Source organism: Youngiibacter fragilis 232.1 (assembly GCF_000495435.3).
GTDB lineage: Bacteria > Bacillota > Clostridia > Clostridiales > Clostridiaceae > Youngiibacter > Youngiibacter fragilis.
In genome coordinates this window covers 60,165-75,293 of the sequence record NZ_AXUN02000179.1, presented here as the reverse complement: position 1 = coordinate 75,293, position 15,129 = coordinate 60,165, and the positions used below count along the sequence as shown (strand labels likewise).

Sequence of the window (15,129 nt, the reverse complement as noted above, 5' to 3'; positions counted from 1 at the left end):
TCTGCATGTCATAATCTATAAACAAAAAAATTGCTCCGCAGTTATCCTATGGCCGCAGGAAGCCATTTGATTAAAGACGGGTACGAACATAGAATAGATGATAGCCTCCGAATATGTTACATTACATTCGGAGGCCTTTTTTAGTCTTTCTTATAAAACGCAGTCTCAAAGCCATCGGCTCTAAGGGCTAAACCTCTTATCCAGGGTGGTGTTCTTCCCATCTGATTGCAAATGACTTCAAGCGAAACATCCTTGCTGCATTCAATAATTATTTCATCATGCACGTGGCCACAGATAAAGCAGTGGTGGAGTGTTTTCATGGCGTAGGCCAGGATATCCCGGCTGATTGCCTGAACAATATTCTCTGTAAACTTCGGACCGTAACTTTCTATTCGTTCCCATTTTTTTGTGATTCCGGTGCCTTCGTAGGTGACAGACTCACTACCAAATTTGTTCTGTTCGATCTTAGGCTTTACATAGGAAAGCGTCCTACCGGAAGGTAGTTCAATGAAAAGCATACCTTTCTCGTAGAAGAACTTAATACCGTGCGTTTTGGTATGGGTTCTGAAGCGAACTGCCTCTTTAACAGTTCTGTCAACATCCCACCACAGCTTTGTAATGTTAGGGTTTGAAGCTCTCCAAGAATCAACCAGCGGCTGTAGCTCATCTTCGGTTAGGCCCATTTCTAACGCCCCCATAGCCTTAAGTGCTCCGACACTGCCGCCGTATCCAAGTGCCAATTCTGCGATTTTACCTTTTTGGCGAAGATGGCTATTTACACCATGCTTCTCAACCGGTACATGGAACATAGCTGAAGCGGAAGCGCAGTAGATATCACCACTCTTTTCAAATACATCTAATCGCCATTGTTCCCCAGCTAAGAAGGACAGAACCCTAGCTTCGATGGCGCTGAAATCGCTGACGATAAATTTGTATCCTGGCTTTGGAATAAAAGCGGTTCGGATAAGCTGAGATAGTGTATCCGGCACATCTTCATAAAGAAGTTTCACTGCATCATAATCTCCGAGTTTTACAAGAGATCGTGCATCTTCCAAATCAGGGATATGGTTCTGAGGGAGGTTTTGCAATTGTATATGCCTGCCTGCCCAGCGGCCCGAGCGTGAAGCGCCATAATATTGGAACATACCTCTAGCTCTACCATCTAAGCAGACGGTGTTTTGCATGGCTTGATATTTTTTAACGCTGCTTTTTGCAAGCTGCTGGCGAAGTAGTAGTACATCACGTTGATCCTCCGGCACCGTCTTTATAAGGGCCGCGACATTCTTTTTGCCAAGGGACTCGGTTTCTGTTCCGCTATCAGAAAGCCACTGTTTTACCTGCACAACGCTGTTTGGGTTATCAAGGTTGGTAAGCTCCTTCATTGCAGCAGTGAGTTCTTCTTTGGATTTTTCATCGAAGATGATGGCATTTTTAACAACATCAAGATCAAGCAGTATGCCTCTATCATTAATCTCTTGATCCAAATGGTATTCATCCCATACAAATTCAGGTACGGGATAGCTTTCTAGGCGCTTCTTGATTGCTTGTTCCACTTCAACATCTCGTATATTGTAGCTCTTAAATAATGACCATTTTACCATATCATGTTCAGGCAAGTTGCGAGTGCGTCCACCATTAACTACGGTAGGTCTGCATGGTAGACAGAAGTAGCGAATGAGGTCTTTGCCTTCTTTTAGCTTCTGTTCACCGAGCTTAAGAACGGCACCTGCACCTTCAAGTGACAGCGGTAAGCCCATATAAGCTGACCATATCATGGTGCAGCGCCAAGAAGACGGATTCAGGTAACCGCCGACAGTGTCTTCAGGAGTGCAGTAACTTCTAAACTTATCTGGATAATGTTTACGAAGCCAGTATGATAAACATATACGCTCGAAGGAAGCGTTAAAGGCCCACTTAGTGATGTTATCATCGGTTAATGCATCTAATATTTCTTCTGGGATTTTCTCACCTAAGGCTAGGTCAATAACTTGTACCTCGCCGCCATTAATCGCGTACCCAAACAGGAGTATTTCAAAACCGGGAGATTCCGTATAACGATAGACGCCGCATTTACTAAGGTCTAAGTCTGAGTAGGTTTCCAGGTCAAGTGATAGTGATTTTATATCTTCCATAACATCTTCCTTTCAAAAGAAAAGGGCGGCAGCAGGAGTGCCACCGCCCAAGCGATTAAAACTTATTGAGTGGATCAAAGTTTTTCACTTTTTCCTTTTTGTGCTTTTTAATGGTGCCCATGATTTCATTCACGACCCAGAACAGGGCTCCGACAATAAATATGCCGTACAAAGTAATCAGTTCAATAACAAGAATAGTTTCCATTTGATTTACCTCATTTCTTTGATTGTCTTGGGTGGTAGGATTGCCTACCACCCGGATTACCAGTTACCGATTACGAAAGGAAGTCATCATCTTCCTCAGTAGCGAAGTCATCTTCAGCGTTAGACTTACCGCCAAGATGCTCACCATCGCGGATTTTTTGGAGGTTGTTGAGAGAACAAGCAATACCTTTATTGCCGTTGGTGTTGAAGGCGTAGAAGTTAACACTAGCGCGGCCATAAACGCCGGAATAAATCTCAGAACGTTCGATGATAGGCTGACGATCTGCATCAACGATGCCAGGAGCAGAACTGTTGTTGGCATTCATAAAGTAGGCGTTTGCATAAACCGGATCATCTGGACGTTCCATATCACCGTCGCGAAGAGGGGTCTTAAGGGTTGCAAGCGGCGGTACAGTACGACCATTGCCTTTAAGCTTGCTTTCGCCTTCGTGATAAGCTGCTTCAATTGCGGCTTTAATCTTATCGATGGTCTTTGTGTCGGACTTAGGGATAATGAGCGAGACACTGTACTTAGGGGTGCCACCATTAATGGATTTGGGCTCCCATGCATTCACATAGCTCCAACGAGTATCAGGTCCAGTAACTACTTTCAATGGATTAACTGCTTTTGTCATGATTAATTTCCTCCTTGATTTTCATTAAAATCTTCATATGCTGAGTTGAATTCGGGCCTCTTGTCATCAGCGGTAACAAGGACCGGCTTTCCAGGCGGCTTAAAGGTTAGGCTACCGAGGATATCTTCAAACGCCTTCTTGCCGAGAAGTGCTGTCATAGCAGTTATGCCGAGTAGCTTCTTCTCGAAGGGGTCTTTACCAGCTGCAATAACGACATTAGCTACAGCGGATTCGTCGGTGTATTTCCTATTGGAACGCCCGGCGACTAATTTAAAACCTTCAAACTTAGTACCGTTCAAAGCTTCCTTCAGAGCATATTCCTTGACATCGCTGGCCCAGGAAACCAGCTCATCTAACTTTGTAAGGATGGATGCTATCTCTTCATTATCGAGAGTGGCAGGTACCTCAAAGTCGTACTTTGCGAGCTCCAGATTGTATTCAGCACGCTTCCTGCAGGTCGCTTTGGCTTTGCAGAACTGGCAGTGCTCGCCAGCTTTGTATTCGCCCTCGCCTTTGATAGCAAGCTGTGCTATAGGAGCCAAGACTTCCTCAGCCCACTGGATGAGTTCAATCTTAGAGATGGTGAATTCGCTAATATTTTCTCTACGTGGCTGATAGATGACCAGGTGGACATTTTCAATGTCGTAAATGCCATCGAAAAGAGCTAATCCTCCAAGTGCATAGCAGAACATTTGTTGATTTCTTTCCGCTGATACCTTGATTCCAAGTCCGTATTTATAGTCAATTACGGTAAGTGTGCCGTCTGCAATGATCAAACAATCAACAGTACCGAAGCCTTCCGGGACGTATTTTGAGAAATCGAGCTTCTGTTCAATTAGTACTTGAGGATCAGCGCAGGTTTCTTTTGCTTTTTCAACCTGCTCAAGTACAAAGGCTGCATAGTCTTCCGCGTGGTTGTTCATTTCCTCGTCGTAGAAGCTTAACGACTCAGTCGGGTCCTTTGTGTTAATCCCCAGGAGCTTTTCAAGCTTGTATTGTGCTAGGGCGTGGGCATCGGTGCCTTCCTGTGCAAAACTGCTGGACACATCCTCAAACTTCTTACTAAGCAGGGCTGATGGCGGACAAGCAATCCACCTGTGTGCAGATGAGGCAGAAAGCAATGCATGTTTTATACTCATTGGATTGCCTCCGCATCCGCGAGTAATGCGGCATACTGTGACGGGTCAATACTGGAGAGCTTATCTGCACCGTATTTTTTCAGAAGTTCCTTAAGAGCTTCTGTATGGCCGGCTCTAGACATATCTGCAAACTTCTTACGAACGTCCAGAAATGAAAACTCTGGTTCTGGTGCTTCTGTCGGTAGCGCAGTTGCTTCAGCTACATCGTCGGTCTCGTCGTTTGTGCTTGAGAAAATCTCAGTAAGTGAGTCAGCAATGTTAATAAGAGTTTTGCCGCAGTCCTTCAGTTCAGAAAGAACCTGACTTAGTTCACTCATCTTGCTCATTTGGAGTTCCTCCTTCCTTCTTTTCTTGTTCCTTTGCAGACAAGGCTTTGATTTTCTGAGCCAGTCTTTTGGATACAACGCTTATAGCTGTGAGAGTGTCAGCAAGCTCTTCATCAAGCTGCTGTTCTTTCGAAGCTTCTGCATGTGTCTGTGTCTGCATAATGTTACCTCCCTTTCCGAGTGGATTTGCTCCCTCTCTAATAGTCCCAGGACAGTTTTGTGTGGTTTGAACGAAAATCTTTTGTGATTTTTTTCAGGCCACACATTTTTCATGTCCTTCACTAGTCCCAGGACACTTAAAGCGGAAATGAACGAAAAAACAGCAGATTTTTTAGGTCTGCTGTCGCTTATATAAGGAAGGAAAATTAATTATCAAAAAGTTCGTTCAAAGTGGCGGTTTCTGTCCTGGGACTGGTAGAGGGACTTTTATGCCGCTCAAATCTTTATAAGGAGGTTCGCTTATGAACGAACAGATGAGATCTAAATACGGTACCGGAGGAGTGGACAAGAAAAACAGTGAAGGCTATTCCGATCCTACCGTATACGAGGCGCTGAGAAACATAAAAAAGGAAGACAAGGTCTTCAGGCCGCTAGTGTTTATCTGCTCACCTTATGCGGGTGATATAGAGAAAAACACAGAGAGGGCTAAGATGTATAGTCGATTCGCTGTTTTCGAGAGAAATGCCATTGCCTTCGCTCCACATCTACTTTTACCTTTATACCTTTCAGATGATGATCCAGAAGAACGCGAGCTTGCACTGTTCATGGACATAGTCTTCTTAGGTAAATGCAATGAGCTGTGGGTGTTCGGCGAGAAAATCACGAATGGCATGCAGCGAGAGATTGATAAAGCCAAGAAGCGATGCATGAAGATTCGCTATTTCACCGAGGATATGGAGGAGGTTGAGTCATGCAGCTAACGATTTGCACCGCAAACTTTACCGGCAATCAGAAGAACTGCCTCTATCCAAATAAAAGCGTGGTTACCTCGGTGGATGAACTTAAGGAAGTGGTGAAGCTCGACCATGTGTGTGCTGAGTATAAGAACAACTACCGCAGCGCAGATAACTTCATTAAGTCTGATGTTATTGTCATGGATTGTGATAATGATCATACCGAAAATCCGGATGAGTGGATAACGCCAGAGGCTTTGGATGAGCTGATATCAGATGTCTCATATGCGATTGCTCCCAGCCGTCACAACATGATTCCTAAGGACGGGAAAACAGTACGACCCAAGTTCCATGTTTACTTTTCTATAGAAGAGATATCAGATGCGGAAGGATACGTGGCTTTGAAAAGAGCAATCCATGCTCAGTTCCCATTCTTCGATGAGAATGCGTTAGATGCAGCGCGTTTCATCTACGGCGCTGATGCCTCTGATGTTTTCTGGAATGAAGGCTGGCTCACGATTGATGAGCTGCTTCAGGACATTCCTGCACCTACAAAAACAAGTAGCAGTTCAATACCTGAAGGTCGCCGCAATAACACGCTGTCGCGTTTTGCTGGTCGTGTTGTAAAGAGATACGGTAGCACCGGCAAAGCCCATGAGATCTTCTTGGAAGAAGCTAAAAAGTGCGACCCGCCTATGGATGATGAAGAGCTTACCGCTATTTGGAATAGCGCCATCAGGTTTGCAAGGAAGGTACAAGGTCAGGATGGGTATGTTCCTCCAGATGATTTCAATGCAGATTTTGACAATAACTCGCTGCGGCCTTCTGATTTTTCTGATATTGGCCAGGCGAAGGTACTGACTCGTGAATATGGCAATGAGCTTTGTTACACCGATGCCACAGATTACCTTCGTTTTAATGGTGAGTTCTGGATGGAATCAAGGCAGCAGTCGGTTGGTGCTATGGAAGAGTTCCTCGATTTACAGCTCCAGGATGCTATTGATGAGGTGACAGGAGCTCTGAATGCTTTAGTTGCCTTGGGTGAAAAAGAAGAAGATATTCTTGCTGGCGGTAAAAAGTATGAAGCTTCACTTTCTGGTGATCCATTAAAGGCATTAAAAAAATATCAGTCGGCGCTGGCTTACAAAGCTTTTGTGATGAAGCGCAGAGATATGAAATATGTCATCTCGGCACTGCAGGCCGCAAAGCCGATGCTGGAAATCAAAGTGAGCGACTTAGATAAGGACGAGTTCCTTCTTAACACGCCGGGTGTTACATTTGACCTTCGTAAGGGTATCGCTGGTGGCCGTGCTCCTGAGGCGTCAGATTATATTACAAAGCAAACGACCGCTTCACCAGGAGATAAGGGTGAGCAGATTTGGTTAGAGGCACTGAGTACGTTTTTCTGTAACGACCAAAAGCTGATTGATTATGTTCAGCAGATTGTTGGTCTCTCAGCAATCGGTAAAGTTTACCTGGAAGCGATCATCATTGCCTATGGTGGGGGTCGCAATGGTAAGTCTACCTTTTGGAATAGCATCTCAAGGGTGCTCGGTTCTTACAGCGGTGCCATATCAGCGGACACGCTTACGGTTGGATGTCGGAGAAATGTAAAACCTGAAATGGCTGAGCTCAAGGGCAAACGTCTCATCATTGCTTCCGAACTTGAAGAGGGCATGCGCCTGAACACATCTATTGTGAAGCAGCTCAGCTCTACGGATGAAATTGAGGCTGAGAAAAAGTATAAGGACCCGTTCAAGTTTGAACCTTCTCATACATTGGTGCTTTACACAAACCACCTACCGAGAGTCGGTGCCAATGATGATGGTACCTGGAGGCGTCTTATTGTTATCCCCTTCAATGCAAAAATTGAGGGTAGGAGCGACATCAAAAACTTTGCCGACTACCTTGTTACTAATGCAGGACCGTCCATCATGAGCTGGATCATCGAAGGAGCAAAGAAAGCTATTGAGGCTAACTACCACTTTGTTGTTCCATCATGTGTTCAGGACGCCATTAAAGCGTACAGAGAGAACAATGACTGGCTTGCTTCCTTCTTGGAGGATTGCTGCGAGGTGAATAAGTCCTACCAGCAGAAATCCGGCGAGTTTTATCAGGAATACAGGGCCCATTGTGGGCGCAACGGTGAGTACACAAGGAGTACAACCGATTTCTATACTGCTTTGGAGACTGCCGGGTTTGAACGCAAAAAGACAAAGAAAGGAATTTTCATTTACGGTTTGCGACTAAAAGAAGAAGAATTTCTAAATTGAGTTGCACCGACCTGCAAAAAATATAATGGTGCAGGTCGATGAAGGTCCTATATAAAAAGTCCCTATAGAGAGTTTTTATATAAAAATAGCCTATAGGGGGTTTATGCAGTGACATGCACCGACCTGCACCATTGATTGATGGAGATATGGCGATGAGAGAAAAAGAGATAGAAAAGAAGTTAACTTTGGAAGCAAAAAAGCGTGGCGGGCTGGCGGTGAAGTTTGTATCTCCGGGCTTTGATGGCATGCCGGATCGAATACTTCTAATGCCTGGAGGAATTATAGCCTTTGTTGAAGTAAAAGCCCCTGGCAAACACCCGCGTCCATTACAGATGGCAAGGCACAAGTTGCTAAGAAGTTTGGGATTTTCAGTTTTCATATTAGACGACGAGAGTCAGATTGGAGGGATTTTTGATGCAGTACAAACCACATGAATATCAAAAGTATGCGATAGACTACATAGAGTCTCATCCGGTATCGGCAGTACTGCTGGATATGGGTTTAGGAAAAACAAGTATCGCCCTTACTGCTATCAATGATCTACTGTTTGATTACTTCGACGCCCATAAGGTATTAGTGGTTGCACCGCTTCGAGTGGCAAGAGATACCTGGCCAGCTGAAATAAAAAAATGGGATCATCTATCTGACCTGATTGTTACAGTTGCAGTAGGAAGCACTGCTGAACGGCTTAAGGCGCTAAAGGCTTCAGCAGATATCTATGTAATCAACCGTGAGAATCTTTGCTGGCTCATTGATGATAGCGGACTGACCTTTGATTTCGATACGATAATCATTGATGAACTTTCTTCCTTCAAAAATCATCAGACCAAGCGCTTTAAGTCACTGATGAAAGTGAGGCCTAAAGTAAAGCGCATTATTGGAATGACAGGAACACCAAGCAGCAATGGACTAATGGATTTGTGGGCTGAGTTCAAATTGCTTGACATGGGTGTAAGGCTTGGTAGATTTATTTCGGCATTTCGCAGCAACTATTTTATGCCAGATAAGAGAAATGGCCAGATCGTTTATAGCTACAAGCCGCTTCCCGGTGCGGAGCAATGTATCTACAAGAAAATTTCCGACATTACGATTTCAATGAAGTCAACGGATTATCTTAAGATGCCTGAACTGATCAGCAGTGAATACACCGTATTGCTTTCTGAAAAAGAGGCAGAGCGCTATGGTGAATTAGCAAGAGACCTAGTATTAGAACTTCCTGGTGGTGAAGTTACTGCTGCCAATGCTGCAGCACTTTCAGGCAAGCTCTGTCAGATGGCCAACGGTGCCATTTATAACGACTGTGGTGGAACAGAGGTAATTCATAATCAGAAGGTAGATGCCTTGGAGGATATTATTGAGGCGGCAGCCGGAAAACCGATACTCGTGGCCTACTGGTATAAGCATGACTACGAAAGAATCGTAGAAAAGCTTCAAAGCATTAAGGTCTCATTTTCTAAGCTGGATACCGCTGAAAGTATTCGAAGGTGGAACAACAAGGAAATAACGGTCGGCTTAATTCATCCCGCATCTGCAGGACACGGTTTAAATCTTCAAGCCGGCGGATCTTGCATTGTATGGTTCGGCCTTACCTGGTCACTAGAGTTATATCAACAGACAAATGCCAGGCTTTGGCGACAAGGCCAAACAGCTGAAACGGTTGTGGTGCAGCACATCGTTACAAAAGGCACTATTGATGAGCGTGTTTTAAGGGCTCTGTCCTTGAAGGATAAAAGCCAGTCAGCGCTTATCGATGCTGTCAAAGCTGATCTGCAAATGAGAGTCAAATAAAGACAATCCGTGCCAATCCGAGAAAAATAAAAATCCGGGGGTACGACTATGGAACCATATGAAAGTTTAGCAAATGCCATTGTTATGCAAGCCGTAAAAGATTATCGGAGTGCACTTCGTAATTTGAAGAAGAGACCTGATAACAGAGGCTACCAAACTGAAGTGAGAATATTAGAACGGTTCTTCCGTTCTAATTGGTACGGTGAGATAACCAGTCTTAATGCTGAGTACCTCATTCGAAGAGTGAACGAGGAGGTGCAAAGAAATGACCGCTAAAGAATATTTATCACAGGCATATCGATTGGATCAGAGGATTGCCAGCAAGCTCGAAATGGTAGAATCCTTAAATGAGTTGGCAACGAGATGCACCTCTACATTAACAAGTATGCCAAGGAATCCTAGTAAAAGCGTATCGCCTATGGCTGACACTGTATTGAAAATCATTGATCTGCAGGACGAGATTAACACAGACCTAGAAAGTTTGGTGGATCTTAAGCGTGAGATCAGTCTTGTTATCCGTGAAGTGGATTACAACGAGTATCGAATGATCCTGGAGAAGCGTTATATCAGCAATAAGTCTTGGCCAGAAATAGCCGTGGAGCTTGGGTATAACCTTCGCCACCTTTACCGATTGCATGATGCAGCGCTTGATAAAGTTAAAATTCCTGAAGACGTCACTGTTTGTCACTATTAGTCCCAATGTGATCATGTTAATGTTATAGTAGCGAAAAGCATAAAGGCGAAGCCTCATGGGAGCAATCCTGTGGGGCTTTTGTTATGCCCAGAAAGTGAGGTGTTTTATGCCAAGAAAACCAAAACGACCATGTTCTCACCCCGGTTGCCCGGAGCTGACAGAGAGCAGATTTTGTGAGAAGCATGCAAAGCAGGAAGCATCTCGTTATGAGAAGTATGATCGTGATCCCCACTCAAAGAAAAGGTACGGTCGTGCCTGGAAGCGCATACGAGATCGCTACATCGAAGCCAACCCACTCTGTGAGGAGTGTATGAAGCAAGGACGAATGACTCAGGCAACTGAGGTCCACCACATCCTTCCGCTTGCACGGGGAGGAACCCATGATGAATCCAACCTCATGGCCCTTTGCACACCTTGCCATTCATCCATCACAGCTCGTGACGGGGATCGTTGGCACGACCGGTAGGGGGGATCAAATCTCTACAACCTTATGCCCGGGGAACGGGCGTGGGGCTTCGTGTAAATTTTTTCATAAGTTTTGGGGGTATTAACCCCCTCATTTAGATTGGAGGTGAACTGATGGGAAAAAGAGGTCCTCAGCCAGGTGTAGGTGGCAGACCGCGAAAGGCTTTAGCGGATAAAATACAGGATGGCAAATCGCACAATCTTCAGATTGTCCCATTGCCTGAAGGCGATTCAGAGATAGGGACGGAAATGCCAAAACCTGCAGACTGGTTATCAGCCACGCAAAAGAACGGACATCCACTGATAGCCAATGACATCTACACAGATACCTGGGGATGGCTTATAAAACACAAATGCAGCCATCTGGTCCCGAAGCAACAAATAGAACAATATGCCATGAGTGCCGCCCGCTGGATTCAATGCGAGCAGGCTATCTCAGAATATGGACTTCTGGCAAAACATCCGACGACGGGTGCTCCAATCGCGTCTCCGTATGTAAGTATGGCTCAGTCCTTTTCAAAACAGACGTACAGTTTATGGGCTCAAATTTTCGCCATTGTGCGAGAGAACAGCCTGACTGATTGCTCGAACTATACCCCTCAAGACGATTTGATGGAGCGGCTACTTACCGCTCGGAAAGGAAAATGATATGGAAAGCAAATTTCTAACAGCAGAAAGCGTGTGTGAAGGCCATCCTGACAAGCTCTGCGACCTTATCGCCGATAGCGTCCTGGATGCGTGCCTTAGCAAAGACTCCGCTTCTCGCGTGGCCTGCGAGGTAATGGCTACAAAGGGAAAGATTATCGTGGCGGGCGAAATCACCTGTAGCGGTAAAATCGATATTAAAAGAATTGTGAGGTACACGCTCCAACAGGTCGGATATGATCCTAGGAAGTTCCGTATCCTCGTTTTCGTGCACAAGCAAAGCCCGGATATCGCTAACGGTGTTGATAATACCTTGGAATACAGGAACGGCAACACCTCTTGGTACGGAAGCTTAGGAGCCGGGGACCAGGGAACCATGTACGGTTATGCTACTAACGAAACCAGACAGATGCTACCTCTTCCAGTCGTACTCGTAAACAGCATCACAAAAAGGCTGGATCAAGCCAGGCATGACGGTCTCATCAAGGGAATTAGACCGGATGGAAAGGCTCAGGTTACTGTGGAGTACCAGGATGGGAAACCAAATAGGGTTAAAACCATCGTCGTCTCTGTGCAGCATGATGCTTCAAAAACACTAGATGAGCTGACCAAAGATATCTACGCCAATGTTCTCTGGAAATGCTTTGAGGATTTTCCTTTTGACGAAAATACCGAAATACTGATCAATCCCTCTGGAAGATTCGTCGAGGGTGGTCCTGCGGCAGACACAGGGCTAACCGGTAGGAAGCTTATGGTTGATACCTACGGCGGTCTTGCTGCACATGGCGGCGGAGCTTTCTCTGGAAAGGACCCAACCAAGGTTGACCGGTCAGCTGCCTATATGGCCAGGAACATTGCCAAGCACATCGTCTGGTGCGATTTTGCCGAGCGGTGTCAGGTCAATATTGCCTACGCCATCGGAAAGGCAGATCCAGTATCCGTAGAGGTAGATACTTTCGAGACTGGGAAGGTACCTGATGAGTTCTTAAGAAAAGCGGTCATGGAAGTTTGGTGCCTTCGCCCAGCTGCCATTATTGAACTTTTGAATCTCCGATTCCCCAGGTATTCAGAAACAGCAGTCTATGGCCATTTCTCATCTTGTCTGTACCCATGGGAGAATGTCGGAAAATATAAAGAATTGGAAGAGGTGGTGAAGAAGTATGAGCAAGACAACCAGTGACATGAAGCTGGTTCCGATACAGGAACTGATACCCTATGTGAATAATGCGAGGACCCACTCTCCAGCACAGATCACCAAGTTGCGCTCAAGCCTTCGAGAGTTCGGATTCGTCAATCCCATCATCGTGGACCGGGACTTCAGCGTGATTGCTGGACACGGCCGCTTAATCGCCGCCAAGGAGGAAGGCTTCACTGAAGTCCCTTGCGTCTTTGTCGACCACCTGACCGAAGCCCAGAAGAAAGCCTATATCATCGCCGACAACCGCTACGCCGAGGATGCCGGCTGGGATGAAGAACTTTTGCGACTTGAGATTGAAAGTCTGCAGGGTATGGAGTTTGATGTTGGATTGCTCGGTTTTGAGCCAGCCGAACTCAATAAACTCATGACTGATGAGGATGGGATTGAAGAGGATGACTTTGATGTCGATGCAGAGCTTCAAAAGCCGGCCATCACCAAGCCAGGAGACATCTGGCTCCTGGGCAGGCACAGACTTGTCTGTGGAGACAGCACAAAGCCCGAAACCTACAGCGCACTGATGGACGGCAAGAAGGCTAACCTTGTGGTCACAGACCCACCATACAATGTTAACTACGAAGGATCTGCGGGAAAAATCAAAAACGACAATATGGGCAATGAAGCGTTCTACTCCTTCCTCTTTGATGCATTCAAGAATATTGAGGAAGTTATGGCCCAGGATGCTTCCATTTATGTGTTCCATGCCGACACTGAAGGATTGAATTTCAGGAAGGCGTTCACAGATGTGGGCTTTTACCTTTCCGGGACGTGCATCTGGAAAAAACAGAGCCTGGTACTAGGTCGCTCCCCATACCAATGGCAGCACGAACCGGTGCTCTTCGGATGGAAGAAAAAAGGCAAGCACATGTGGTATTCAGACCGCAAGCAGTCAACCATCTGGGAATATGACAAACCTAAGAAGAACGGTGAGCATCCGACAATGAAGCCTGTAGCCCTTATTGCATATCCCATTACAAATTCCAGCATGTCCGGTTGCATCGTCCTCGATCCATTTGGAGGCTCGGGTTCGACCCTTATTGCTTGCGAACAAACTGACCGTGTATGCCACACCATAGAACTCGATGAAAAATTCTGTGATGTCATTGTAAAAAGGTGCATCCAGCAGTTTGGCTCCGATGAGCAGATTTTTCTTCTACGCGATGGAATCCAAACAGCCTATAGAGAGCTTGAAATAAGCACTGATACTTCATCTTCAAATCAACAGAATTAGCTTGCTATTACACTTGGTTAGAGTGATATATGTACTACCAAGAAAAAAGGAGGTCTATATCATGACAATCAAATTTAACGTTAACGGTGCTGAACGCAAGCGTCTGGTCCAACTTATCAGCGAAATGACTGGTTCTTCAGCAAAATACCTGGGCGTTCCTTCCTGCGCTTACCAGGTGAGCTGCTTCACCGTCAGCAAGGAGGGAGAGCTTACCTTCGAAGATGGTGCGGACATAAGCAAACTGGAATTACTTATTGAAAGGCTCGCGGAACATGGATTTGAAGCAGAAATCACAGAAACCATTCCAGCTAAAGAATCTTCAGATGAAATCGAAGGACTTGTAATCGAACTGCCACGAGCCACATTCACAGACACAGGCCTTGAAAATTTGAAGCGGCTCCTGGAAAGCAAAGGCGGGCTTATAAAGAAAGCCCTGCAGCTTGAGGAACTACCGATTGAAGTTACGGATGAAAGAGTAAGTTTCCTGTGGTTCCCCTTTCCGGTAGCCCCTGAGGAAATTAAAGCATACTCACACTTTATCTGCTCCTTGGCTAAATTAGCAAAAGAACAGAAACGGATCACCGCAAAGCCCAAAGAAATCGAAAATGAAAAATATGCTTTCCGGTGCTTCCTGCTTAGGCTTGGCTTCATTGGGGACGAGTATAAAGCTGAGCGAAAACTCCTGCTCTCAAAATTGACAGGCAGCTCGGCTTTTAAAAGCGGCGAAGCGAAACATAAGGAGGTTGAGTAATATGAATATCATCTCTCCAGGAATGCTATGCTACCTTAAGGATAAGTATCCGCCGGGAACAAGGGTGAGGCTGGTTCAAATGAATGACGTTTATACAAAGCTAAGCCCCGGCGAACTTGGGACTGTATTAGGAGTCGACGACCTCGGTACGATCCACGTTTCCTGGGACTGCGGTTCAAGCCTTGGCGTAGCTTTCCACGAAGATTCGTGCGAAGTCATCAAGGACCGATAAGGAGGATAACATGAAAGTACATTTTATAAGAAAAGCCAATACCATCGAGGACTTGAAGGGTTATGGGGAAGAAAGTGGCAGCCAATTTGTCATCGAGGAAGTGGTCGAGCTGGAACCGGAGGATTTTAGATCTTTTTCTGAGAGCCTCATTGATGATTATGATTTCATTGCTGAGCGAATTGACAAGATGTTTATGGATGCCGAAAAGGTATGGCACTGCATCTTGGTCAAGGCCAAGGGAACTGAGGATGGCATCCTTGTTGAAAGCGAAGGCTACGATTACGCCCGGTATTCAGCCTACTACCCAGGCACAGAGAGCCCAAAGGAACGCATCATTAGACAGATTCTTGCCATTAGAGAGACCGGCGAGACTAACATGTTTGATACAAAAACTGTCCAGCGGATTGCTTACGAGCGTGGTTACTATGATCTCGTGACATTTATTGAAGAATACAAGAAAGAATACAGCCGTTTCATACTCACTGGCGAGCTATAAAATACAGAAAACTGACTCAAGAGAAGCCTT

At 45.6% G+C, this 15,129-nt stretch carries 18 protein-coding genes; 12 read left to right on the top strand and 6 right to left on the bottom strand.

All coding sequences use genetic code 11. From position 1 onward, the window contains the following. Positions 1-140: 140 nt before the first annotated feature. The 6 genes from T472_RS10660 to T472_RS19915 all read right to left on the bottom strand — a co-directional run bounded on the left by T472_RS10660 (position 141) and on the right by T472_RS19915 (position 4,596). Positions 141-2,123, bottom strand: coding sequence for a DNA polymerase (locus T472_RS10660; protein WP_369323073.1), 1,983 nt, complete (start codon positions 2,121-2,123; stop codon positions 141-143). 64 nt (positions 2,124-2,187) lie between these two features. Then, positions 2,188-2,337, bottom strand: coding sequence for a hypothetical protein (locus T472_RS19770; RefSeq protein WP_023387344.1), 150 nt, complete (start codon positions 2,335-2,337; stop codon positions 2,188-2,190). 70 nt (positions 2,338-2,407) lie between these two features. Then, positions 2,408-2,971, bottom strand: a complete 564-nt coding sequence (locus T472_RS10655; protein ID WP_023387345.1) for a DUF2815 family protein — start codon at positions 2,969-2,971, stop codon at positions 2,408-2,410. A gap of 2 nt (positions 2,972-2,973) precedes the next feature. After that, a complete protein-coding gene (locus T472_RS10650) occupies positions 2,974-4,110 on the bottom strand; it encodes a DUF2800 domain-containing protein (protein WP_023387346.1) in 1,137 nt (378 codons plus the stop codon). Next, complete coding sequence (locus T472_RS10645) at positions 4,107-4,436, bottom strand: hypothetical protein (protein ID WP_023387347.1); 330 nt, start codon at positions 4,434-4,436, stop codon at positions 4,107-4,109. Before T472_RS10645 ends, T472_RS10650 begins: the two co-directional genes overlap by 4 nt. Next, complete coding sequence (locus T472_RS19915; protein WP_023387348.1) at positions 4,420-4,596, bottom strand: hypothetical protein; 177 nt, start codon at positions 4,594-4,596, stop codon at positions 4,420-4,422. Before T472_RS19915 ends, T472_RS10645 begins: the two co-directional genes overlap by 17 nt. 301 nt (positions 4,597-4,897) lie before the next feature. Between T472_RS19915 and T472_RS10640 the strand changes: the two genes are divergently transcribed. The 12 genes from T472_RS10640 to T472_RS20690 all read left to right on the top strand — a co-directional run bounded on the left by T472_RS10640 (position 4,898) and on the right by T472_RS20690 (position 15,099). After that, on the top strand, positions 4,898-5,356 hold the full coding sequence (locus T472_RS10640) for a DUF7768 domain-containing protein (protein ID WP_023387349.1): 459 nt from the start codon (positions 4,898-4,900) through the stop codon (positions 5,354-5,356). After that, positions 5,347-7,602, top strand: coding sequence for a phage/plasmid primase, P4 family (locus tag T472_RS10635; RefSeq protein ID WP_023387350.1), 2,256 nt, complete (start codon positions 5,347-5,349; stop codon positions 7,600-7,602). Before T472_RS10640 ends, T472_RS10635 begins: the two co-directional genes overlap by 10 nt. Positions 7,603-7,754: 152 nt before the next feature. Next, the gene (locus T472_RS10630; protein ID WP_023387351.1) at positions 7,755-8,036 is read left to right on the top strand and encodes a VRR-NUC domain-containing protein; all 282 of its coding nucleotides are present in this window, start codon (positions 7,755-7,757) and stop codon (positions 8,034-8,036) included. Further along, complete coding sequence (locus tag T472_RS10625; RefSeq protein ID WP_023387352.1) at positions 8,017-9,390, top strand: DEAD/DEAH box helicase; 1,374 nt, start codon at positions 8,017-8,019, stop codon at positions 9,388-9,390. The genes T472_RS10630 and T472_RS10625 overlap by 20 nt, the downstream gene beginning before the upstream one ends. 265 nt (positions 9,391-9,655) lie before the next feature. Then, positions 9,656-10,084, top strand: a complete 429-nt coding sequence (locus tag T472_RS10615; protein WP_023387354.1) for a hypothetical protein — start codon at positions 9,656-9,658, stop codon at positions 10,082-10,084. A 106-nt stretch (positions 10,085-10,190) separates the two neighbouring features. After that, positions 10,191-10,550, top strand: a complete 360-nt coding sequence (locus T472_RS19365; protein ID WP_040907371.1) for an HNH endonuclease — start codon at positions 10,191-10,193, stop codon at positions 10,548-10,550. Between the two features lie 113 nt (positions 10,551-10,663). Continuing rightward, entirely contained in the window at positions 10,664-11,197 is a 534-nt protein-coding gene (locus T472_RS10610) for a P27 family phage terminase small subunit (protein WP_023387356.1), read from the top strand. Between the two features lies 1 nt (position 11,198). Continuing rightward, positions 11,199-12,374 (top strand): methionine adenosyltransferase, encoded by a 1,176-nt coding sequence (gene metK / locus T472_RS10605; RefSeq protein ID WP_023387357.1) that lies wholly within the window; start codon positions 11,199-11,201, stop codon positions 12,372-12,374. Next, positions 12,355-13,620 carry a site-specific DNA-methyltransferase gene (locus tag T472_RS10600; RefSeq protein ID WP_023387358.1) on the top strand — a complete coding sequence of 422 codons (1,266 nt, stop codon included), beginning with the start codon at positions 12,355-12,357 and terminating at the stop codon, positions 13,618-13,620. The genes metK and T472_RS10600 overlap by 20 nt, the downstream gene beginning before the upstream one ends. 61 nt (positions 13,621-13,681) lie before the next feature. Further along, on the top strand, positions 13,682-14,371 hold the full coding sequence (locus tag T472_RS10595) for a hypothetical protein (protein ID WP_023387359.1): 690 nt from the start codon (positions 13,682-13,684) through the stop codon (positions 14,369-14,371). 1 nt (position 14,372) lies between these two features. Then, positions 14,373-14,603 (top strand): DUF4314 domain-containing protein, encoded by a 231-nt coding sequence (locus T472_RS10590; RefSeq protein ID WP_023388625.1) that lies wholly within the window; start codon positions 14,373-14,375, stop codon positions 14,601-14,603. A 10-nt stretch (positions 14,604-14,613) separates the two neighbouring features. Next, positions 14,614-15,099: a DUF5049 domain-containing protein gene (locus tag T472_RS20690; protein WP_023388624.1), complete on the top strand. Its 486-nt coding sequence runs from the start codon at positions 14,614-14,616 to the stop codon at positions 15,097-15,099. Positions 15,100-15,129 lie beyond the last annotated feature (30 nt).